The sequence below is a fragment of the Candidatus Margulisiibacteriota bacterium genome, from assembly GCA_003242895.1.
GTDB lineage: Bacteria > Margulisbacteria > Riflemargulisbacteria > GWF2-39-127 > GWF2-39-127 > GWF2-39-127.
Window position 1 is genome coordinate 1 of the sequence record QKMY01000038.1, and the last position, 22,930, is coordinate 22,930.

The window sequence follows — 22,930 nt, forward strand, 5'->3', positions numbered from 1 at the left end:
TAAAAAATCAAAACCATCCAGGGTTTAGTAAATTTTTTGGCAAAAATCTGTCCTATACATTCCTATATCTTTGTGTGAATTTTCTATTTAGGAGTTGGGGCCGATATATATTTTGCAACTTTCACTTGTGCCACACGATAACTAGATAAGTTTGTTTGCAAAGTTCACTTAAACCACACGATAATCAGTCAAGTTTATTTGTGACAAATACGAGGATCTCATAATAATTCTGTTTGAACGGAAATCAAGCTGTATGTATAAGCTTATAGCATCATCAGAGAATATTAAAAAACAGGCACTTATCGAGCAAATGCTGATGGATTTTTATCACAATCCGGAAACCTCCTCTTTCGGGCAGTGGTTGCTGGGTCAGCTTAAAACAATCGTCCGCTCAGTAGGCATGGGAAAAATATCTGATGTGCGCTGGGGCAACTATGGAGGAGGGTCTTTTCAGGACCCCAATAATCATCGGATAACTTTTGATCCGGCAATGATCCCTTTTGACGCAGCCAATCTGGATAAAAATATAAAAAATATGTATTTTGTTGCAGGCCATGAAGAAATTCATGATGTTATAACTAAATATACTGATTTTATTAATGAAATGTTAGATTCCAAACAAATAGAAGATGGTATTGAAGTTCTTGGTTTAAGCACATTGGGCAATGCAATAGAAGACCCCAAAGATAATGATTGTTTGAAAGACTTGTTCCCAGGTTTCAAAACTTGGGTCAAAGATTTTTACGATCCCATGTTTACGCAGGAAAATACTGACCTTTTCGGGCAGCCGGTCTTATTAGAACAAATGAAACAGGTACTGGGCTACGTACCCAAATTTATTAAGTATACTTCGGAGATAATCAGGTTTTGGCATACCGGTAAGTTTTCTTCCAAGTTGGAACCTGAAGTCCAGTCGCTTCTGGACCGGACCAAAGATGCTTTTGTCCGGGCTTACGAGGAAAGGCCGAAAGAATACTACGAAGACGAAATATACCGCTCGGCCAGAGCATCTTTCGAAATCGTGATTAAAGAAATCTGGGATGGGAAAAATGGCTACAAAGAAATGCTGGAAGATGCCAGAAAACTTGAAGAATCCCGACAGATGATGATGGATGAAGATACTCAGCAGCAAGTGCTGGACCAGTTGACATCTGACCAGTTACAAGAGCTTCTTGAACAGATCAATGATGCAATGCAACAGCAACAGAGCCAACAAGGCCAACAAGGACAGCAGGGACAGCAGATGACTGGCGGTGGCGGTAGCGGTGCTGACCAATCTGATGAGGATGCTTCATCTCAGGATGGCGGCAGCTCTGGCAGTGACGCCGGTAAAGCCGGGAAAAACCAGGGCAAACAGAATCAGCAGCCAGGTGGAACGGGAGAGTCAGTCCAGAATGACCAGACTGAAGAAGAGGATGGACAAGGAGCTGGTGAGTCCGCAGGTAAAGCCGGACAAAACCAGGACGAACAGAATCAGCAGCCAGGCGACCAGGATCCCGCAACCAATGACAAGGCTGCTATCCCTAAAGACTGGAACGGTCAGCTCGATATGGATAAGCTTTCTCCGGAGATCAAAGAGAAACTGGAAAAAGCTAAGCAAAATCTGGATAAAACTAAAAAAGAAGAAATAGAGAACAAAGCCAAGGAACAAATTAAAAAAGCAACTAAAGAAGTCCAAGCTGCTTCAAAAAGCAAGTTTAAGCAGCAATCGCAGGACGGGAAACCGCAAGCTGATCAGCAACTTCAGAGTAGCGACAATTCTCAGCAGGGCGGCAGCGGGAGCGATGAGTTTTCCTTTGACGAGGAGGCCTGGGTGCAGAAAATGGAGGAAAAAAGTAATCAGGCACCGGCAAATCAGAATGCTTCGGGTAAAGAAGCTGGTAATGATACAGACAATAACGTGAATACCGACAATACTGTTAATAATCAAATAACTCAAGAAAATAGAAATGATTTAACAGCTCAGGATGAACAGGACAAGTTGACACCTGAAGAACTCAAGGACCTTAAGGATAAAGGTGAAGCGTTGTCCAGAACGCTGAATAATATTGCCGATGAGGTTCATATAAGCTTAAATGCTTTTGAAGCGGTAAATACCTTCTATTCCGATGACATAAGTACCTTTGTTAATCTGATGGGCCAGGCTCTGGAGAAAAATGATGATAATGAGGTTGAGTACGGGTTGGACACAGGTCCTTATGTGAGCATGGACCTGGCAATGCAGATGGAAGCCAATCCTTCGCAATACAAAGTTTTTGGGGACAGGGATTTGCCGCAAGGCTATGATTATGCCTTTCATCAGGTAGTGGATATATCTGCTTCTATGGATGAGCCTGCCGATAAGGATGGCAGTAAGATCGATCATGCTTTTAACGGAGTGAGTAAAATTATCTGGGGCTTACAGAGGATGGGCATCAAGAATGCCTTGACTGTCTTTAATTACAGTCCGCGGACCCTTAAGGATTATGAAGAAGACCTAAGAGATGAAACCCGTAAGCGACTGAGTGCCATATTACATATGTGTTCCGGCGGAACTAACGACGCAACGGCTATAGAATACTGTTATGACAGTCTCAAGGCCCGGACAGAATATTTCAAGTTTTTAACTGTTATTACTGATGGAGATTCCGGGCAGCCAACAGAGCTTTCCAGGTTAATGTTTGGGTTAGCAAAAGAAGGGCTTTTGCCCTTGCCGGTAGCTTTTGGCATCGGATCAGCTACTTCCGGGATAACCGGGAATTATCCGATATCAATCGGTTGTCTTGAGCCCACTGATTTTAACATGCTCTATCCGGCAGTCATCAAGGATATTCTTGATAATCCATATTATTATACCGGGGAACAGGTTTTTACCCAACCTAACCCAATAATACGAGTAGCCGAAAATATAGGCTTGGATTTAAGGAATAATAATAGTTTAAAGTGAAGGAGATTTTTTATGTTGTCAAAATTAATCAGTATGTTTGAGAGTCCTTTGTCCTTTAATGCTGATACCCCTTTTAGCATATCAGAGGATGGTAAGTTACTATATTTTCTGGACAAATGTGTTCCGAGAATGCAAGTGACCGACCCAAAATTAAAAAATAAGATACCAAACCTACGTAATTTATTGAAGAATATTTGTCTTGACGATAATACAATTGATATTGTTTACAAAATATTATCAGCCTATGTCAGGAAAACTAACCCGTTGCTGGAAGGTGTAACCGGTGCGGCAAAAACGCTAGGATTCACTCTTGCAGCGGCTTTAGTCGGAGCGCCGCTCTGGAAAATTAATTATTCCAACCGTACCAGCACTGCTGATATTTTTGGCAGGTTTGTGCCTAATTCAGCTGGTGAACAGAAGAAGCTCTATGAAATAATGCATTCTCCTGATATCAGCGGATATACTTTAGGGACACAGGAGATAATCAACAAATACCGTTATAAGAAAGGTATGGTGGTTTTTCAGAGACAGATCTCCGAACCTGATGTAAAAAAGATTATCGAACTTGAGAACTTGCAGATTTCTGATAAGCCCTTTACTTTCGTAAGAGGTGCATTGCCGGAGGCAGCTTACCATGGAGGCTGGTTGCTTCACGATGAAGCTAATACATCTTCGATGAAGACAAGATCTTCCCTGAATGCACCGTTGGAACCGGGTCGCAAGATACGCTTGGCGGAATTAGCCATGAATATGTCAATCCATGGTGAAGGAAATGAAAAAGTCGACCCTAAATTTTTTCAGGGCATGGCGCAGAATGATATGACTTACGCTGGCCGTAAAGAGGGTTCTCCTGATTTAATGCGCCGGGTAAAGAAATATACCATCAAGTCTCCTGACCAGAAGCAGATTAACGAAATGATAGAGTTTCTTATTTATGGAAACAACCCGAATACGGTACATAAAGGGTCACTCTATAAGGCAGAACAGGTAAAACCTCTGTTTCCCCAATTGGGAACGAATGCTGACCTGCAGAAATACTTTGTGCTTTATTCCAGATTCCATCATGCCATGCAGGCTAATTGTGAAGCCAATGTTTTATGCCGCAACCGCAAACAGAAACTTGTCTATACCCGCCGTGATATTCATGCTTTCCTGAACTTTCTGGCTAATTTTGAAAGTTATAACCGGGCTTCGGGTGAAACTACCAACTTCCAGAACAACCCTACGGATACTTTTTTGAGGGCAATAGATCTGTTCTATACCAACAGGTTTATTCTCGATGAAGAAGACCGCAAAGTTGTTGCGAATCTAAAACTGGAAATATTGGGTGTTGTTGACAAAGAGTTCTATCTGGAAGAAACTTTCGGCAGGGATATTAATACGATTAAGGAACTCTTTGAAAACCCCTATAATGATAATCTTGTATTCAAAGCAAATGCCGAAACATTAATAAATAATATTAGTTTTAACGCCGCTGCACATAAGACTATAGTGAAAAATTTGATAAGGGATTCTGTAAAAGCGAAAATTGATCCTGCGAATACCTCTTCGCCAACATCAGCTCAATATTATGCCAGTCAGGCAAAACAACGTATGATCGATCAATATTTGCCGTCGGTTGTGGAGACTTCAGCTGATGGCAGGTATTTCTATATCCATGATATTAAATTAGATATCATGAAAGACATTCCGGAAGAGGACCGCAAGTATATCCCGAAGCTTGAGGATACCAATAACCTATGTATGGATGAGAAAACTGTCAAACTATTGACTAACATGGCTATTGGTTTGAAGTATGATATCTGCACGCTGGTGGAAGGGTTACCGGCTACTACTAAAACTGCCGGCTTTAACTTCCTTGGAGCTAACTTGGGTTGGCCTACGCATCAGGTCAACTATAATGGCCAATCCGATGCCATGAGCATTATTGGGCAATATGTCCCTTCTGATGAAACTCTGGCCGAAGTATATACCCGGATCATCATGGGTGACCCTGATAAGATCGTTACCGAAGAAACATCTGCAATTGTGGCTAAAGCCAAAGATCAACAAAGATCCCTGACTCAAGAGGAAGCCCAGCAGATAGCTGCGCTGGAAAACCTGCAGATACCTTCTTCTTCCTGGAAGTTCCTGGAAAAGGAATATGTCATGACTATGCGGCATGGCCATCTGTGCATACAGGATGAGGTAAATCAAGCCGGGAGTGATGCGCTTGAACGTACCAATTCTTATTCTGATATTGATAGAAACTTTACTCTTTCTGAAGATCAAAACCAGACTTTCAAACGATCAGATGGAACGATGCATGATATGTGCAGAGTTGTGGCTACCTGTAACCCGGCTGAATATCCTGGTAAACAGGTGCTTAGTCCGGCAGGTATTAACAGGTATCCGCTTTATTTACAGATTAATAATGTTACAGCTAAAGAATTAGAACAAATGCTTCATTATCTGATTTATGGAGTTCAGCCTGCACTGGAGGTTAATGGTATTAAGTACAAAGCGGTTAATCAAGCCAGTAATTATCCAAATTTGTCCAGGTTAAATAACACTGAAAATTTTCTGAAAAAGCTGGCGGACTTCCATTATTTGCTAACAGAGGCTGTTAATCCTGTAATGAGAAAAAGAAAAGTTGCTAAGGAGGACCCGAATTTTCTTGTAACACGAACAGACCTAGTCGGTGTTTTGAAGGCACTCGAAACCGAAGAATGGACCAGAAGGGTTAATAATTCCGGAAAAGTTGAAATCATTACTACTAATGTCCTGGGTTCAAAAGATGACCGAAGAAAAATTATTCCTTCGATTCTGGAAGAAGCTTACCTGGAAAGCTTTTCTGATGAAAAGCCCAAGCCGCAATCTGACCGGGACCAGGTTCGGAGCCTATTAGCAGGCAAAGGGCTTACCGCACAAAATTGGGCCTTTGACGAGATCGAGCCGCTGATAAGCGGGCAAGCTGCTGTCGATTTGCTGACTAAACAGTATCAATCAGGTATAGAAACTTTGTTCAAAGGATTAAAAGGTATTAATGTAAACCCGGCCAACCTGGCTGAATGGAAGGATTCCAGCGACAAGATAACAGAGCAGATCCGCGCTATGGCCGATCTTGGCAACCAGCTTACCCAGGAATCACATAGATATTGGGTGGAAACAGAGTCGGGAATAACTAAGATGCAGGATCGTATTACTGAAATCAGGAAGATGTATGAAGAAAAAGCCAGTTTTCTGAACGCGAAAAAAGATGATATAGCCGTTAAGGTAGTTAAGGCACAAATAGAGGAACTTGATGATACACTTTCTGATACCGAAGCCAATATGAAAAAGTTTTTTGAATAATTATTCTTCACAAAAAAAATAAAAGGAGTAAGAAATGTTTTTTAAAATAATTATGGAAGATGTCGAAAAGACCTATAAATTAAAGTCGGAGATAACCTCGGGTATCTTTAAGGGTATAAAAAGCAATTATAATGTGCTTACCGCTACCAAAGAAAATGTTCAGGGAACGGAAGTGATAGTTGCCCTTGGCGATATGGTGAGAATGAATAATATTGATGCCTGGGTTGTCCCGCATTTTGAGAATACTGTTTCTAAGGAATCTGTTGCCGCAGGAGTTTTAACCGGTGCACGAAAGACATACTGGGAAAAAAATGCTATAGAACAGCATTGGAATACCGTAGTCTCTCCTTTAATCGCAGATAATGCTTTCGGGGATGCTTTGGTCACTATGTCTCCCTGGGATAGAGGAGTACTTACCCGAAACGAATTTGACAGATTAGGAGATAATGCGGGGCAAGTATGGGAGGTTTTAGTAAAAGAAAAAATTATAGAGGGATTCGGTAAAGAAGATGATGAAAAAGCCGGGATAACATCCAGATTTTCCGGTAAATTTGAAGATGTAGAAGGGGTTGCAGGGCTCAGCAGTTTAAATGTTTCGCCATCAGTAGTTTATGATATCCTTATGAAAAACTATATGTCACAACCAAAGGCTTTTGTGCATGTCAGCACAGCTCATTGCCCTGATGAGGACGCCTTCGATATAACTAAAAAAGCAACCTACAATGCTCTAAAGAAGGCTGATGCTGCCGGACTGACTTCTATAGCCATGCCCGCGATTAACACCGGTCCGGGAAGAAGGCTGACCAGCGGGGAGTCTGCTAAGGCGATGTATGAAGCTATAGAACAGTACTTGCAGGAAAATTCCGGTAAAAACAGGAACCTGAAACATATTGCAGTCGTTGTTTATCTCAAGTACGACAAAAAAACAAAACAAATGCTATCGGCGCCTCAGGGCCAGGAGCAGACTTATGGCGTAGCTGCTTATAATGTTTTTGTCCAATCCCTGGCAAAACAGTTTATTCACCTTAAATCAAAGCAAGAGTTCTATCCTGAATATGTTGCTGCAAGACGTATGATCTCGGATTTTATCGAACAGCAGAGCGGTAAAGAATTGACAGAAGATCAAAAACTGGATATTACGGAACGGGTTGTCAGGTCAAGGAAATTTCCCGGACAGGTTAAGGATGAAAAGGTTGTCAGGGAGATATTGTCAGATATGGGCTACACCTATGAAGATAAGGATTTTGACAGAAAGCTGGAAGCATTCGGCAAATTGCATCTTAAAGAGTTACAGGATCAGATAGAAGAACTCGATAAAAATTTCCAGAAGCAAAACAAAAAGATACAGGCTTTGAAAGATACTTATGAACCTGAAGAATTGGAGGAACCACTCATAAAGGAACGATTCAAAGAACTGGAAGATAAAATAGGGAAAATGCAAACTTACAAGCAAGATTGCGAATACCTGCTGGAATGTTACAGTGAAATCCTCAAAGTCACCGTAGATTCCAAAGCTATTGAAGAGATGAATGACCTGCAGAAAAAATATGATATGGCTATTATAGAATTAAAATTGTCACGGCAGCAATTTGGCAGCACAGAAAACGAACTGAATAGAGCTGAAAGAGAAGTAAACAGTCTGGAACAGAAAAACCAAGCACTTGAGGATGAGATAGCTAAACTGAAATACGCTAATAAAATCTCTGGTTACCTGTCAGCTTCTTCCCGATCGTCATGGGGTTAGGAAATGTTATAATATACTATTATGAATGAAATCCCAGGTACTATACATTTTAATTTTCGACTGATGATAGAAGAACTGCTTAAACGGGGTATAAAGCTTGAGTATATTGAAGGTTCGGATATTGTAGAAGCTGAATATGATGGGCATGTAGAAATAATTGCTAATGCCGATACCAGTTTGGTGCCGCTTAATTATGCAGACCTGCTCTCGGATAAGTACCTTTTGAAGCGGTACCTCCAAAAAAAGGATGTCCCAGTCTGTGAAGGCCGGATGTTTGATCACAATGAGCTTGATCTGGCACTTTTTTATGCAAAATCAAAACTGGAATTCCCGGTTGTTATCAAGCCTGTTGCGGGGTCTTGCGGTATTGGGGTTTTTGCCAATATCAAGACGGATGAGGATTTTATGCTGTTTTTTAAGGAAGCAGCAAGCACCGGACAGGGCAAGTTGTTGGTAGAAAAATATTTTGCCCAGGCTGATGATTACCGTTTTTTTACCACCGTTACAGGCTATCAGGCAATAGTTAAACGTACCCCGCCATGTGTAGTGGGCGACGGAGTATCCTCTATTCACGAGTTGGTGCAGGCAGAAAATAATCGCCGCAGGTATCCACGTAGGACATGCGAAGGCGAGATCTGGTTACAAGACATCGAAGGTGCCAGAATGTTGTCTCAGTCCGGATATCACTATATCGATGTGCTGACTGAGGGCAAAATTTTGCAGTTACGCAATAATTCTAATGTATACTTTGGGGGACAGTGTGAAGATGTAACTGACAGCGTTCATCCTTCATACTTGAAATTAACAAGTGAAATACTGCATCTTTTCCCTCAACTTAAATACGCTGGAATCGATTTGCTTGCCCGCGATATTACCAAGCCTGCGCAGAGAGATAATTACGTGGTTTCAGAAATAGAGTATAGAGTTGGTTTTTCACTTCATACCCATCCCGGCAAAGGTATCCCCAGGAATATCCTGACCCCTATAGTTGATATGCTTTTCCCTGAGACAAAAAATTAACAAGGTACTCACATAGATTGCAAGGACCGAAAGATATGGACAGCACCTCTTCCGCCACCTGCGGATAGCGATGAAGAGTGTAATCCAGCAGACCTTCTAAGCCACTGGTAAATACCGCTTTTAGTTCTGGCAGTGCGTTAGCGTATTCCAGAATCTCGAGGAGTGATTGTGTATGGATATTGCCGAGCAAGAATACGTGGCAGAATCCTGAACAAGCGTAAACATCTCCGTTGGCTCTGACGAGCATTCTTGGACCAATCCATCCCTGTTGGAGTTGTGACTCACAGTGTGAGCAGTTCAAGGTCCTTTGTTTTTTGTATAAATCGATAAGAGTTTTTATACCGGTCATCTGGTCACTGAGCTCTCCTATCTTTATAGCTGTTGAGCAGATCCTGGTATCTTTGATATGGGTAAAATCTGTTAATATCCTGTCCAATGGGATATCGTATTTTTTTAACAATTCAAAAAATTCATTATCAATTTCTTCAGCAAATTTAATATTTTTGTCAAAGAGAGTGAAATTTAGGGTAAAACGGTCCGGATCAAGCATGGATAGGGCACCAGTCAACATGTATATGCTGTTGATGATGGGCACTCCTGCAATGTTCTGCTGACCTTGCGAGAGGTAAACACTTGTTTTCATGTATTTGTTTTTTATGCTGAGAGAGAGTTCTCCGAGAATAGCTTTGGTTTTTTCCAGATTAGAAAATGCATAACCGTTTGTCCTGAGAGTCATAAGGTCCAGTGGGGCTGAGGGTAACAACTGCTTAATCATATCAAAGGCTAAAAATGGCTCACCGCCGGTGATAGTATAGAAAAATAATCCATATTTTGCAGCTTGTTCTAGCACGTTCATAATTGTGTCATGGCTGAGCGTATAGTTTTTATCGCCAAAAGAATCTGTTACCGCACAGCCGCTGCATTCGATATTGCACAGGCTGGTGATCTCAAGCTCGATGCCTACAGGTTTATAGAACCAATTTTGCTGATACTTTTTTTGTTTGGCATTAATCAGATCGTTCCAATTGCTATACGGACTTGAACGTAACAGATATAACGATAGTCTATCCTGGGTTCCTGTGTTTTTATCTATCATAATGTTTATATTTAAAGGGCTAAAACTTGCGGATTATATAATTATCATTATACTGAGAATATGAGATTAGGAGAAGAGAATCTTGAAAATTTTCATTCATTTTAGCATAACTATTTTTGTTTATGATTTTGGTTGGTAACTATAGTGGTTTCCGGCTAATCAAATGTTTACGGGTGGTAGTAATAGTTTCATCAAGAGAAAGCGTATGTTAATTATCCGGAATTATCAAAGGTCAACAAATTGAGTAGGTTAGTTATCGTCTGGAACGTCACTGATAACTGCAATGGGGCTTGCCTTTTTTGTTCCTATGGCAGTAATAATCACCCCGTTAACCCATCGCAAGCTCTAAGAAGTACCGACAAAGATGAAGCAGTCAGATTCGGTAAGTTATTATGTGATTATAGCCGCAAAACAAACCGGGAAGTACTGGTAAGCTGGCTTGGCGGCGAACCATTGCTTTGGGAACCAGTATATGAATTGTCACATGTTTTCTTTAATAAATTTGGTATTCAGTTGAGTGCTACTACTAATGGAATTGCTCTTCAAGCTAAAAGAATTCGACAACTGGCCCTGGATTGTTTTGATGAGATTACGATAAGTCTTGATGGACCGGAAGAATTTAACGATTGGTCCAGAAATCATCAGGGACTTTTTCAAATAGTGAAAAAGAATATATTTTTGCTCCATGAAGAAAAAATGAGACAGAACAAAAAATTACGCATTAAAGTTAATACTATCCTTATGCGTGGAAATATCCGGTATTTTGAAGGATTCTGTAACTCCCTGTGTGATTGGGGTGTTGAGGCGGTAAGTTTTAACCAATTAGGCGGGCGGATGCGTCCGGGGTTTTATCCGGAAAATCGCCTGTTGCCAGAACAGGTCACTATTTTTAAATCAGAGTTTTTACGAATAAAAAATGAGTTGTTTACAAGAGGATTGGTTGTTTATGGAAATGACAAATATCTCGACTGGATAGCTCGCACAGCTGGTAATGAAAAAGGAGAAATGCAGGAATGCAATCCCGGAAAAGCTTTTCTGACAATATCATCAGATGGACTGGTTTCTCCCTGTAGTTCAACTGCCAGTGACTATGGCGTTCATTCGAAGGAACTCAAGGATTGGAGCGATATTGATTCGCTTGAAACAATATTTCGGAATAAACGGTTGAAGGAACAGTCGTCAGCTTGTGGAAACTGCCGCTCAACACAGGTCTTCGGTAAGTTCGAATCAGCATAAGAAGGGTATATCCATGAAAAAAGAGTATCCTAAAATAGCAGTTGGGTTTGTCCAGATCAGCAGCAATTTCCCCGGTGCAGCGTATCTGCCGTATGCTGTCGGATGCCTTCAGGCTTATGCTCAAAAATATCTCGATTATCCTGAACAGTATATTTTTTTGCCTCAGATTTACAAAAGGATTCCGGTAGACGAGGCGGTAAAATGCCTCATCTGCGCCGATATTATTGGTTTTAGTTCCTATATCTGGAACTCACGTATTACTCTGGCAATTGCCAGGGAATTGAAGCGTCTCAAACCTCAAACGGTCATTGTTTTTGGCGGTCCTCACGTACCTCAAATGCCCGAGGATTTTTTGAGGCAAAATCCTTTTATTGATCTTGTCTGCCACGGAGAAGGAGAAGCAAGTTTTTGTGCAATCCTTGAGAAATTTCCTCAAAAAAAATGGAGCGGCATTCCTGGGGTAAGTTATATTGGTCAGGATGGGGCTTTTATATCAGCGAAACCGAATGCTCAGATTAAAGAACTTAGTACTATTCCTTCGCCATATCTGTCAGGGGTATTCGATCAACTTATCGAAAACCCTGGAGTTAGATGGCTTGCCGCCTGGGAAACCAACAGGGGTTGTCCTTATAGCTGTTCCTATTGTGACTTTAGCGCAGCTCTCTCCAGTAAGGTTTATATCCGCGAGATGGATTTGCTCCGGCGTGAGTTCGAATGGTTCGCCGATAATAAGATAGATCTTGTATACTGCACAGACGCTAATTTTGGAGTTTTCCCGCGGGACGTAGAAATTGCAGAATTTTGCGTGAATATCCGAAGACAGACTGGTCATCCGCGGGCATTCATGATGGAGAGTTCCAAAACGATCACTGATAATTTCTGGAAGATCCATGATATCGTCGAGCATTCTGACTTTGCTTCATACGCAGTCCTGTCGGTTCAGACATTGAATGATCAGTCACTTCAGGCGATCAAACGCCATAATATCTCCCTTGAGATGTTCCACGAGGTTCAAAAACGTTGTTTCCGGGAAGGGATTACGACCATGACAGATTTGATCCTCGGTCTGCCGGAAGAGAGTTATGATTCTTTTGTCCAAGGGGTGTCGATACTTTTGGATAAGGGTCAACACCATAATATTCAGTTCAATAACCTCTGTATTTTACCTAACTCTGAAATGGGGGACAAAAATTATCAAGAGAAATATGACCTTCAGCTAATTGAGGTAGGTATTGTGAATCAGCACGGGCTCATAAGTATCGAAGGCGATGTTCCCGAGGTTCAAACTTTGGTAATCGGATCACGGACAATGCCTGTTGAAGACTGGATACGGGCCCGTGCCTTCAGTTGGATGACATCGTTCCTTTTTTTCGACAAATTACTTCAGCTGTCGATTGTTATTCTCAGAGAGGCAGCCGGTATTGATTACCGCTTGATAATCGAATTTTTCATGGAGAGCTCTCATCTGAATACATTTCCCGTTCTTTCAAGGATCACTTCGCTTTTTACTGAAAAAGCACGGGAAATTACCGAAGGCGGTACGGAGTACTGCTACAGTGCTCAGTGGCTGGGTATCTGGTGGCCGGTTGATGAATATGCTTTAATTGATCTTTATTATTCAGGTAAAATTGATATTTTTTATGATGAATCTCTGCAAATTCTTGAATCTTTTATCCGAAAACACTCTCAGTTTCTCATTTACAAAGTGTATCTCCGTGATGCACTACTCCTGACCAGGTCAGCCCTGAAACTTCCACGCCAGCAAGAGGATATGGAAATAGAACTTTCTTCAAACATTTATCAGTTCTATCAAGGAGTGCTCTCGGGAGATCGTGTTCAGCTTGAAAGCAAATCCTCGAACTACATTATCAAAAGGAGCACAGAATATTGTGATAGTAACGAGGAATGGTTAAGAAAAGTCGTCTGGTATCAAAATAAGATAGGAAGCTATCTCTACCCCATAACCGAGGGCAATTGAACATGTACATACTTCTTGTGAACACGCCATCTGGAAATAACTCCAAAATATACCCCATCGGACTTGATTATCTTGCCAGTTATTTATCGCACTTAGATGTACGGGTGGAGTGCCTGGATTTGGACCTATGCATGCCTGAAACAAGAAAAAAACGGTTACAAGAGACTGTAAAAACCCGACAATACGATATTATTGCCTTCAATCTAAGAAACTTATGTGATCAAACGGTTGCCGGTAGTTTTTATATACCATTACTAAAAGAGCTAATTGAGTATGCCCGCTTAGCAGCAGGCAGCAACCAGCTTATTGCTATTGGTGGGGCAGGTGCCAGTATTTCTCCTGAGCAGATAATGCGCAAGGTGAATGCGGACGCAGTTATAGCCGGGGATGGTGAAGCTGGATTTGCTGAGCTGATACGGCTGCTCAATAAAGGTCATGAAATAACGGGAACAGTTATCTCATCACGAACTGATCTGCACAGAAGCTCCTATATTCGCGGATCATGGGGATATCTGGAACCGTACCTGGAACTTGGTGTCGATGGCAATTTGCAAACTAAACGCGGCTGTAACCGGTTATGCGTTTACTGTTCTTACCCGATTATCGAAGGCCCACATATTCGTTTGCGTAATCCGGTAGTTGTGGCTGAAGAATTTTTGCAGTTGGAGCGAATAGGGTTTAAGAAGATATTTATTGTAGATGCTGTATTCAACAACCCGCTGCATCACGCTAAAGAAGTGCTGCGAGCTATGATCGCTGCTAAATCAACGACGGAATGGACCGGTTTCTTTTGTCCCAAGTACATCGATCAGGAGCTTCTCGATCTTGTTAACTCCACTAACGGGGGTCATCCTGTAAAAATAACGATTGATAGCGGTTCTGATACTATTCTTAGTTCTCTTTCCAAAGGTTTTACCCGTAGCGATATTGTTTCTGCTACAAAACTATGTCGAAAGTCCGGTATTCCTTTTTCCTTCACGGTACTTTTTGGCGGACCGGGTGAGAATATAGAAACAATCGCAGAAACTTGTGAATTGATTAAGGAGACAAAACCTGAATATGTATCAGCTTCAATAGGAATCTATGTCTATCCCCAAACGAAGCTGGCAAGTATGTGCGCCTATGAAGAGCATGAATTACTCGGAACAACTAGCTATCCGGTTAACAGGGGCGGGGTTAAATTCCAGGTAGAAAAGCATCTGGAAGGCTGTGCATTTCCTGTGTATCTTCAATATTAATCCCTGCGTTAGCAAGCAGAGGCTATGCTTGCCTATCCTTTATGCACGGCTTTTTCATGCAGAGGCAATTGTCCGGCGATATTTCTAACCACCCGTATTTAAGTTTTTTTTCTCGAAATAAAGTAATATTTTTGTATCTTTTTTTACTAAGAGAACCCTGTAAATATTTTTGTAATTTTTCTAAAAAAACAATTACTTTTAGCAGTCCTTTGGTCTGATAATAATAGCTTGGATAATCTGCCAGAACAATAATTCCGTCATTATTTAGAAGACTATCTAAACGCTCGGCAAATCGGTCCATTAATGAATAGGCGGCATCAGGTTCTAACAAGATATTATCCCATAGGGAAGCTAGCAGTTTTTCATTGTGATATACGTTACGCAGTTCAATTCCGAATGTCGTGCAATGGTTTTCTATTACCAGGTCGTCCAGAAAATGGTTAGCCGTAATTATGTTAAATGGTTTACAGTTAAGTTCCCATAAGGTGTTAGCGATAGCGGTTACTTTGAATTTCGCATTTATATAATCAAGAAAAGAAACGGCTTTAACCAGGATCGAAGGAGCAATATCCACCATAGATAGCTCACCGGTAAAGCCAGTATAATGAAGCCCAAGTTCAACTTTTGGATACACTCCACAGCCTATATCCATTATCCTGGTATGGTTATCAATCCCGGTTTTTTTAAAGATATCGGACCATAATCTTCCGACGGCAGCGACAGAATAAAATTCAGTATAGAATTCATCGCTGCGATCCGGATTAAAAATATCAGATTCTATGGTGCCTTTAGTTGTTTTTTTTATGGTAATTATTTTTCAATCCTTTATATTTGCAGCAATAAATCGATCGCTGCAATAGACTTTTGCAGGCGTTCGTTCCACGTGCCGTTTATTTCTACAAAGCCGGCTTTTTTTTCAATAAGTTTATTCTTTATCATTGTATAGAAATGGTCTCTGTTATCGGGTGAATACCTATGCACATCGTCTATCCAGGGTACATCTATATCCATGAGTAAATAAAGATCATAGTGATTGTTTATTGCAGCTTTTTCGAGCCAGTTATCACATTTGCCATATAAAAAATTGCTCCAGACTGTTGTCGTTAAGATGTCTGTATCACATATCAATACCCGGTTAGAGGAGGGAATTACGGAACGTTCCAGGGCTAATTGTCCTTTGGCTATCTTGCTCATGTCTCTATAGCTGAGTTTTCCTTTTTGAGAGTGGATAAGAGTCTTGGCATATTCGGGAACATATTTGGTTTTATAATGATTTGCCAGGTTATCTGCTAACGTTGATTTGCCTGTAGATTCAGGTCCGACAATACATGCCTTTTTTACATAATAAGGCTTTACCGCATCAGGAATATATTCCCAGTATTTGTCAGGGTTATTTCTGATCTGGGTTGCTGATATGGGGACAGATTCTCTATTCATGTCTACTGGTATGAATTCAGTATCTAACAACTCAGCTAGTTTGTGTCCATAGTTCTCAGAAGCAAAAATATAATCAACTTTTTGCGGGAGGATTTTGTTTAGGCTATTTTGCCATATTTTCCAGAAATCAGGATTTTCAACGGGTTCCTGCGGGTTAAGGTCTGTTAAATGCAGTATCTTACATTCCGGGAACGCTGATCTGAGCCAGGTAATTCTAAGCTCACTGGGGATGGGCTCGTTTTTTGTTTTTTCAACAATTATATAGAGGTTATCAACGTAATTCCTGGCAAAGTTGATAAGATGAAAATGTCCTTTATGTGGCGGCATGAACTTGCCAAGAACTAACCCTGTTGTTTTTCTTTTTTCCATATCAGACTTTCATTGCTTCCTTGATGTATAGATGTATCAGGTTTCTATCAGGTTTTATTATAGCTTTTTTGCTCACGAACTTAAATGTGTTTGACATATCAAACGTGAAACCGGTTGCCAGGAAAAGATCGGCTGCTTTATGGATATTAAAAAAATCATTATCAAAAATCCTGCATAGATTAATGATATTAATTCTGTTACTTAATGATTCTGCTTCAAGCAGTGTTTTTTTCCATAAGATGCAGTCTACGGACCTTACTCCAAAATCACTCAGATATTCTATTAATTGATTGTAATTCAGGCTTACGGGATTGGCTATATGAAAGTGTGTATTCTCATGGTTGCTATGACATATTTTTACAGTAATTCCAGCAGCGATATCAACCGGGGTTATATCCATTTTCATATCACCAACCGAGATGGGTATTATTCCGGTTTTGACTGAAGATTTTAAGAAAATTTGCAGGAAGTCATTTTTAGGGGCTATTCCATATCTGCTATCTCCTGTCAGCAGTCCGTATCTAAAAATGTTTACCTTTATTCCTAGATCTATTAGCTTATTGATAAGATATTCTGCTGCCCACTTAGATTGGGCATAGCCTCCATATAACGTGTTAATACTGCATAGATCAATATTTTCTTTTAAAGTAGTTTCTTTTATATCACTGTTTACAAACACCGATAGGGTAGATGCATAATTTAAGGTCTTTTCATTGCCGTTAAGACAAAAATCTATAATGTTTTTTGTCCCTGTAACATTTGCAGCTTTTAACGAATCATAATCTTTAATCAGATTAACTTCTCCGGCCAGATGATATATTGTATCGATTTTTGTTGCGAGCGTGTTGTACCGATCTGTGTCCATATCGAAATGTTTTTTTGTGATATCACCGGAAATTGCATGAATCCGCTTAAGATATTCTTTTTTGAATTTTAGATTATACCTTTCAAAGGTTGTTAGAACTCTTTCCATAATATTTTGCTGAGATCCGCCTCTGATTATGCAATATATATTGAAACTTTTATTCTGAAGCAGATAATACAAAACCCTTGAACCAAAAAAACCTGTTGCGCCAGTAAGAAGGATGTTTTGAGTAGCTTTATTGGCGGTATTATTCTTTTTTATTTCAGCAATTAAGACTTGAATGTCTTCAATAATTGCGTCGATACTTTTTGGACTAACTATGCTTAAGGTATTGACTATATTTTTGATAGTCTTTTGTTCATAAATTACTTGAGGGGAGATTGATATTCCGAGCTGTTCCAGCTTAACGATTGCCTCAATTACTCCAAAAGAGTCTATCCCCTCGCTTATCAGGTCAGCGTCATCATTAACAGGTTTTTTTAAAATATTCTCAAAAACTTTTTTTATGCAGTGAAGAGAATCGGAGCGCTTCACACTTAAGTCAGGGTGTGAATGTAATTGAGAAAAGTCAATTTTCCCGGATGGCGTAATCGGAATATTTTTGAGTTCAATTATTCTGCTGGGGATCATCCAACCCGGTAGTATACCTGTTAGATTTTTTTGAAGATCAGCGTCCAACGTGCCGATAAAAGCTATGAGCTGTCCTTCACTTTTTATTACGGCACATTTTTTTTGGGTTACTGCTGAGATAGCAGCTTCGATTTCTTCGGGGTTGATCAGTTTTCCGTTTATTTTGAATTGCCTGTCTTTTCTTGCGCAAAATGTGTAGTTGTTCCCTGTATATTTGACCAGGTCACCGGTTAGGTATGCGGCTTCGCCGTTGAATGTTATGAATCTGTCATTTTCCGGTAGAGACTTGTTTATATAGCCTTTTCCTACGGTTTTACCGGAAATGATCAATTCGCCCTCGTTACTTATATGATAGGTAATGCCGTCCAAGGGCTTGCCGATAAACGGTGCATTCCAATCTGTGCTGCATATCGACAGACTGGTGCAGATAGTGGCCTCCGTTGGACCATAAACATTTATTAGTCTATATTTTTTTGCCCATTTTCTGATTGTTTGAGCCTGGCATATTTCTCCCCCTATAATAATAGTTGTTAATGATTCCGGCATACTTGACATATCCATTATAGATAACAGGCTTGGCGGAATGTCCATAAGTGAAATAGCGTTGTATTGTAAGAACTCATAAAGATTATTCAAGGACTGATATACTGTATTCTCCGGAATATACAACGTTGCTCCCGAACATAACGACACCAGGATGTCTGACATAGATGCATCAAACATTTTGTTGAGATACCAGATGCATTTACTACTATCCTTGAGGTGAAAATACTTGATTTGCTCACTAATCACATAAGGCAATCCCTGATGTGTTATCAACGATCCTTTCGGAATTCCGCTTGATCCGGAGGTATATATTACGTAAGCAAGATTGTCTGGATTGAAGGATGGATGCGCTATCGCAGGAGCACTTTCTTTCAAAAGAGATATGTTTTCCTTAGAAATAATGAAGTTGATATTCCCTTCAACTAATACCTGCTGAGTTCTTTTTTCCGGGTAGCTATTATCCAGAGGCGTGAAAGCAGCATCCGCGAGCCAGATAGCTAAAATTGAGATAATATAGTCAACAGATTTATCAAGGCTTATCCCTATTATCGAACTATGGCCTTGACCATTATTTTTTAATGTCGCCGCAACAGCCTGAGCTTCTTTGAGGAGGTCCTTATAGCTTATTAACCTATGTTCATCGGCAATAGCTGTTTTGTCAGGATTTTTTTGCGAGATATCAATAATGGTGCTTAATATGTGTCTGTCACGTTTCATAGATTAAACCTGTTCATAAGGATTGCCGCTGTAGTTATTAGCATGAGTACCGGTTCATAGGCGGTTTTTTCTGTTTCTGTCATATCTTTAACCTGCGTTAGCAGACGCTCAACACTGGTATAGCTAATATAGTTTTTCAGGTTTGATGAGTACAATGTGTCCAGGACGTAATCACTGAATTCAGCTGGATAGAGCGTTGCCGGAGGGGACATGAGCGGATGTTTTTGTCTGGTTGCTATGTCTTCAATAACATATTCTTTTGCTACTTCCCTTAAAATGTATTTTTCGATACTATTTATCTTTTGATCTATCGGAATTGTTTTTGTTATTTCGCATAGATTATGGTCCAGGAACGGGACTCTTCCCTCAATAGAAGCCGACATCTCCTGCCCGTCCCCCAGTGTATGCAAAATGTAATTGGCCAGAGTCAATTTGATCCACAAATACGAAGACTTATCGATCATCGAACCGTTCAGGCTTTTCTTTTTAGATCCGATTATTTTATTAAGGATGGTTGAGTATTCTTTGCCCTGACAAAAATCATGGGTAAACAATCCGTGCATTTTATAGCCAATGGAAGCTTTGGCCCTTAAAAAGGCCGGAACAAATCCAAGTTTGGTCTTAATAAAATCAAGGTCCAGTTCCTGACCAAAGGGAAGCTGTACTCCAAGGGAAGCCTGGTTCTTGTAGTAAAGTGCCTTTAAATCCCGGCTGGCAGTACAAAGGTCTTGCCTGAAATGCGGATATCCGGCGAATAGTTCGTCGGAGCCTTCACCGGTCAGGGCAACGCTAAACCCTGCCTCTCTTACTTTTTTAAAAAGCAGGTGTTTTGCGGAGATATGTCCGTTAATCGCCAGGCCTTCACCATAAAAAACCGCATCGGACAAGCTGTTTAAGATGTCACGGTTACTAATATGAACGGGATAAAACTTGATGCCCAGCTCGCTGGCTTGTTTTTTCGCCAGGTGATATTCATTATAGGTATCTTTCTCAAAACATAAGGTAAACGCAGGAATTTTATGGTCACTAATATTATTTGCTATAGAAGTAATTAAGGCCGAATCAATTCCTCCACTCAATAAAGTACAGACTGGTACGTCCGAATCGAGCCTCACCTTAACTGAGTTGAATAGCGTTTTTTTTAGGATCGACATATTATCCTGCAAAGAAAGTCCATTGCTTTTGTCCGGGTAGTCTAAGTCCCAGTATTTTTTTATAGTTATCGTATTATTCGCATAAATTAGAATATGTCCCGGTTCAATCTGCATAATATTCTTGAAGAGTGTTTTGTCAGGAGAACAGTATTGAAAACATAAAGAATGGAAAAGCTGTTCTTCATCAAGTTCTCTTTTTATTCCCAGTGCAAACAACGCTTTTGCTTCTGATGCCAGGTATATACCGTTATTATTATAATAATTAAGCGGTTTTATCCCGAACCTGTCCCTAGCAGCAATGAGCGTGTCTTTTTTTTTGTCATATATAATAAAAGCAAATTCACCGCGTAGATATGAGAGAGATTCCAGTCCATATTCTTCATAAAGATGTACTAGTATTTCGCTATCAGAATCAGTGCGGAAATGATGCCCTGAATTGATAAGTTTTTTTCTTATGCTCTTATGTTCGTAGAACTCACCGTTCACGGTCACAAATATTGTATTGTCTTCATTTGGAATCGGTTGTCTGCCGTTATTTAATCCGATAACAGCTAACCTGCTATGGGCCAGTGCAACCATCTGATCATTACGGAACCAGATCCCGGTCCCGTCAGGCCCCCTGTGTTTTAGAGCAGTTAATGCAGTATTCAGGTCATCCTGGTTAATGCGATTGTTTGTTGATTTGATGCCGATGATTCCACACATTAGGCTATACTGGTTAAGAAAATTTTTTTTGTCTGATCAAGTGAATCTTTGTAAAAAGCTTTGTTAAAATCTGCCAGGTCGAATATTTCACCATAAAGGTCTTCAATAAAAAAATTATCGTCGATTATTAATTTCAAAGCCTGATCAAAGCTGCCGTAATTGGCAAATTTTATCGTTATCTCTTTTTTTTGTAATTCTTGCAAAGGTAATGCTAGCTCCTGCGGAAATTTACTTTTAATGATGAGTGTGCCATGCTGTTTAAGCAATAATAGGGCTTTAAATATATTCTCATTTGAAATATCCGTTTCTACTATAAAATCGTATTCAGATGTAAGCTGATTGGTCTCAAGAAAGCAGTTATTATATCCTAAATATTTCAATATTCTGTGAGCAAGGATTGCTATCCTGCTGTGACCAAGGATAAGGACATTGTCCCTGGGGCGAATCCCGGTGTTTAAGATAGACAATGCTGCTGCGACCGGCTCAAAAAATATAGCTTTTTTGTGCTTGATATTTTTAGGTATACGATATACGGATGATTCGGGAACAACAATATATTCAGTAAATGACCCGTTATAATTAAGTCCCATAAATCGACTATTTTGGCAGGTGTCGTGAGCAACGTTTCCACATGGGGTATCCTTACAACTTTGTATCGGGGAGATGCAGACCAATTCGCCTGTGCTTATTCCGTGACCGGATGATTGTATGACTTCTCCGACACTTTCATGCCCTAAGATAATTGTATGAGGGGTGAGAATTGCATTCTCAGCCACAAGCCTATCGGTCCGGCAGATACCTGATAATATTATTTTCACCAGAACATACTTATTTTTATCAATCACCGGGTAATTGATGTTTTTTAATTCGGTTATTCCGTTTTCTTTAATTAGTGCTTTCATTTTTCCTCAGTATAAATATATTATTGCTGTTAAAATAGCGCTCTTTATATTTATTTAATTCAGCCGAATGATATTGAGAATGATCTTTGTAACCAATTTCTTTTAGGGACTGAATAACCTGTTGAAAAGCATCTGTAATGAGCTTTACCCAGTTTGATATGCCCAGGTTCTTGTCTGTCAGTGATCCGTATTGCGAAATAATCAGATAACCGTTATTCGATATATATTTATCTAAGGTTAATACTGTTTTTTTTATGAATTCAATGATATTTATTTCCTCTGGTATTCTCTGTATAGTCTCTAAAAAAACAGTCTCTGTTGTGTATATATCAACAAGGTTTTTTTCATGCAGGATACAATATTCGTTAATTAATAGATCATCGATAATATGGTTTGCAACAACAAGGCTTGCGTTAGTGTTATGTAAATCATAAATGTTTTTATTAATTATGTTAACGGAGAATTCGGGTTTGAATAGTTGTATAAAATCCGTTAATTCATTAGTAGCCTCGTTACTGTAATCTATTACTGTAACCTCACCTGTATAATCCAGTTGCTTAAGCGCTATTTCCAGTTTTGGTGCCCATCCGGGACAAAGGTCAATGATATGCGGATAGTTTTTAAGGTCAAACGTTTCCAGTACTTTTGAGATAGTGCTGGCCAGATTATAATATGACTTGAAATAGATAAAGAATTCCCTGGTCCGCCTGTAGATATCGTATTTATTCCGGTTAACAAAATCAGTATATTTGTAATTGCCATTCCGGAGGCGTTCAAGCATGGCGTATAGTTCTACATATATATTATCCGCTTCTATTTCTGTTAAATCTCTTTTATTGATAAATTCTTCAATATTGTCAAGGATGGTTAAGATTTTTTTCATATTTTAAGTATAATTCAAAGCTATATGATTGGCAATTTGCACACGATACACTTAATCTCAGTTACAAGGGATAGTCGAAGTTTTTGAAATAGCCAGATAAAGTATTCGATATATTATTAAACCAAATATTATTAAACCAAAAATCAACAAC

At 39.9% G+C, this 22,930-nt stretch carries 14 protein-coding genes; 7 read left to right on the top strand and 7 right to left on the bottom strand.

Annotated elements, in window-relative coordinates:
• The first annotated feature begins 253 nt into the window (after positions 1-253).
• Genes DKM50_05410 through DKM50_05425 form a run of 4 tightly spaced genes read left to right on the top strand, consistent with a single transcriptional unit; the run spans position 254 to position 9,023 of the window.
• Entirely contained in the window at positions 254-2,926 is a 2,673-nt protein-coding gene (locus DKM50_05410; protein PZM80203.1) for a hypothetical protein, read from the top strand.
• A 12-nt stretch (positions 2,927-2,938) separates the two neighbouring features.
• Positions 2,939-6,259 (top strand): hypothetical protein, encoded by a 3,321-nt coding sequence (locus DKM50_05415; GenBank protein PZM80204.1) that lies wholly within the window; start codon positions 2,939-2,941, stop codon positions 6,257-6,259.
• Positions 6,260-6,293: 34 nt separating this feature from the next.
• Positions 6,294-8,003, top strand: a complete 1,710-nt coding sequence (locus DKM50_05420) for a hypothetical protein (protein ID PZM80205.1) — start codon at positions 6,294-6,296, stop codon at positions 8,001-8,003.
• A 21-nt stretch (positions 8,004-8,024) separates the two neighbouring features.
• On the top strand, positions 8,025-9,023 hold the full coding sequence (locus DKM50_05425) for a cyanophycin synthetase (protein ID PZM80206.1): 999 nt from the start codon (positions 8,025-8,027) through the stop codon (positions 9,021-9,023).
• On the opposite strand, the gene DKM50_05430 is transcribed toward DKM50_05425, so the two are convergent.
• Positions 8,986-10,119, bottom strand: a complete 1,134-nt coding sequence (locus DKM50_05430) for a hypothetical protein (protein PZM80207.1) — start codon at positions 10,117-10,119, stop codon at positions 8,986-8,988. The two genes, DKM50_05425 and DKM50_05430, sit on opposite strands and share 38 nt — an antisense overlap.
• 240 nt (positions 10,120-10,359) lie before the next feature.
• Here DKM50_05430 and DKM50_05435 point away from each other — a divergent pair, with 240 nt between their 5' ends.
• From DKM50_05435 to DKM50_05445, 3 genes are read left to right on the top strand one after another with little or no spacing between them, the layout of a single operon-like run.
• Complete coding sequence (locus DKM50_05435; GenBank protein ID PZM80208.1) at positions 10,360-11,355, top strand: hypothetical protein; 996 nt, start codon at positions 10,360-10,362, stop codon at positions 11,353-11,355.
• A gap of 13 nt (positions 11,356-11,368) precedes the next feature.
• Positions 11,369-13,333, top strand: a complete 1,965-nt coding sequence (locus DKM50_05440; GenBank protein PZM80209.1) for a hypothetical protein — start codon at positions 11,369-11,371, stop codon at positions 13,331-13,333.
• A 2-nt stretch (positions 13,334-13,335) separates the two neighbouring features.
• The gene (locus DKM50_05445) at positions 13,336-14,571 is read left to right on the top strand and encodes a hypothetical protein (GenBank protein ID PZM80210.1); all 1,236 of its coding nucleotides are present in this window, start codon (positions 13,336-13,338) and stop codon (positions 14,569-14,571) included.
• Between the two features lie 22 nt (positions 14,572-14,593).
• Here the strand turns inward: DKM50_05445 and DKM50_05450 are convergent, their stop codons facing one another.
• The 6 genes from DKM50_05450 to DKM50_05475 all read right to left on the bottom strand — a co-directional run bounded on the left by DKM50_05450 (position 14,594) and on the right by DKM50_05475 (position 22,779).
• Positions 14,594-15,223 carry a hypothetical protein gene (locus DKM50_05450; protein ID PZM80211.1) on the bottom strand — a complete coding sequence of 210 codons (630 nt, stop codon included), beginning with the start codon at positions 15,221-15,223 and terminating at the stop codon, positions 14,594-14,596.
• A gap of 173 nt (positions 15,224-15,396) precedes the next feature.
• Positions 15,397-16,377 (bottom strand): transcriptional regulator, encoded by a 981-nt coding sequence (locus DKM50_05455; GenBank protein PZM80212.1) that lies wholly within the window; start codon positions 16,375-16,377, stop codon positions 15,397-15,399.
• 1 nt (position 16,378) lies between these two features.
• Entirely contained in the window at positions 16,379-19,135 is a 2,757-nt protein-coding gene (locus DKM50_05460) for a hypothetical protein (protein PZM80213.1), read from the bottom strand.
• Positions 19,132-20,994: an asparagine synthase (glutamine-hydrolyzing) gene (gene asnB / locus DKM50_05465; GenBank protein ID PZM80214.1), complete on the bottom strand. Its 1,863-nt coding sequence runs from the start codon at positions 20,992-20,994 to the stop codon at positions 19,132-19,134. The genes DKM50_05460 and asnB overlap by 4 nt, the downstream gene beginning before the upstream one ends.
• On the bottom strand, positions 20,994-21,896 hold the full coding sequence (locus DKM50_05470; GenBank protein ID PZM80215.1) for a hypothetical protein: 903 nt from the start codon (positions 21,894-21,896) through the stop codon (positions 20,994-20,996). Before DKM50_05470 ends, asnB begins: the two co-directional genes overlap by 1 nt.
• Complete coding sequence (locus DKM50_05475; GenBank protein ID PZM80216.1) at positions 21,880-22,779, bottom strand: hypothetical protein; 900 nt, start codon at positions 22,777-22,779, stop codon at positions 21,880-21,882. The genes DKM50_05470 and DKM50_05475 overlap by 17 nt, the downstream gene beginning before the upstream one ends.
• Positions 22,780-22,930 lie beyond the last annotated feature (151 nt).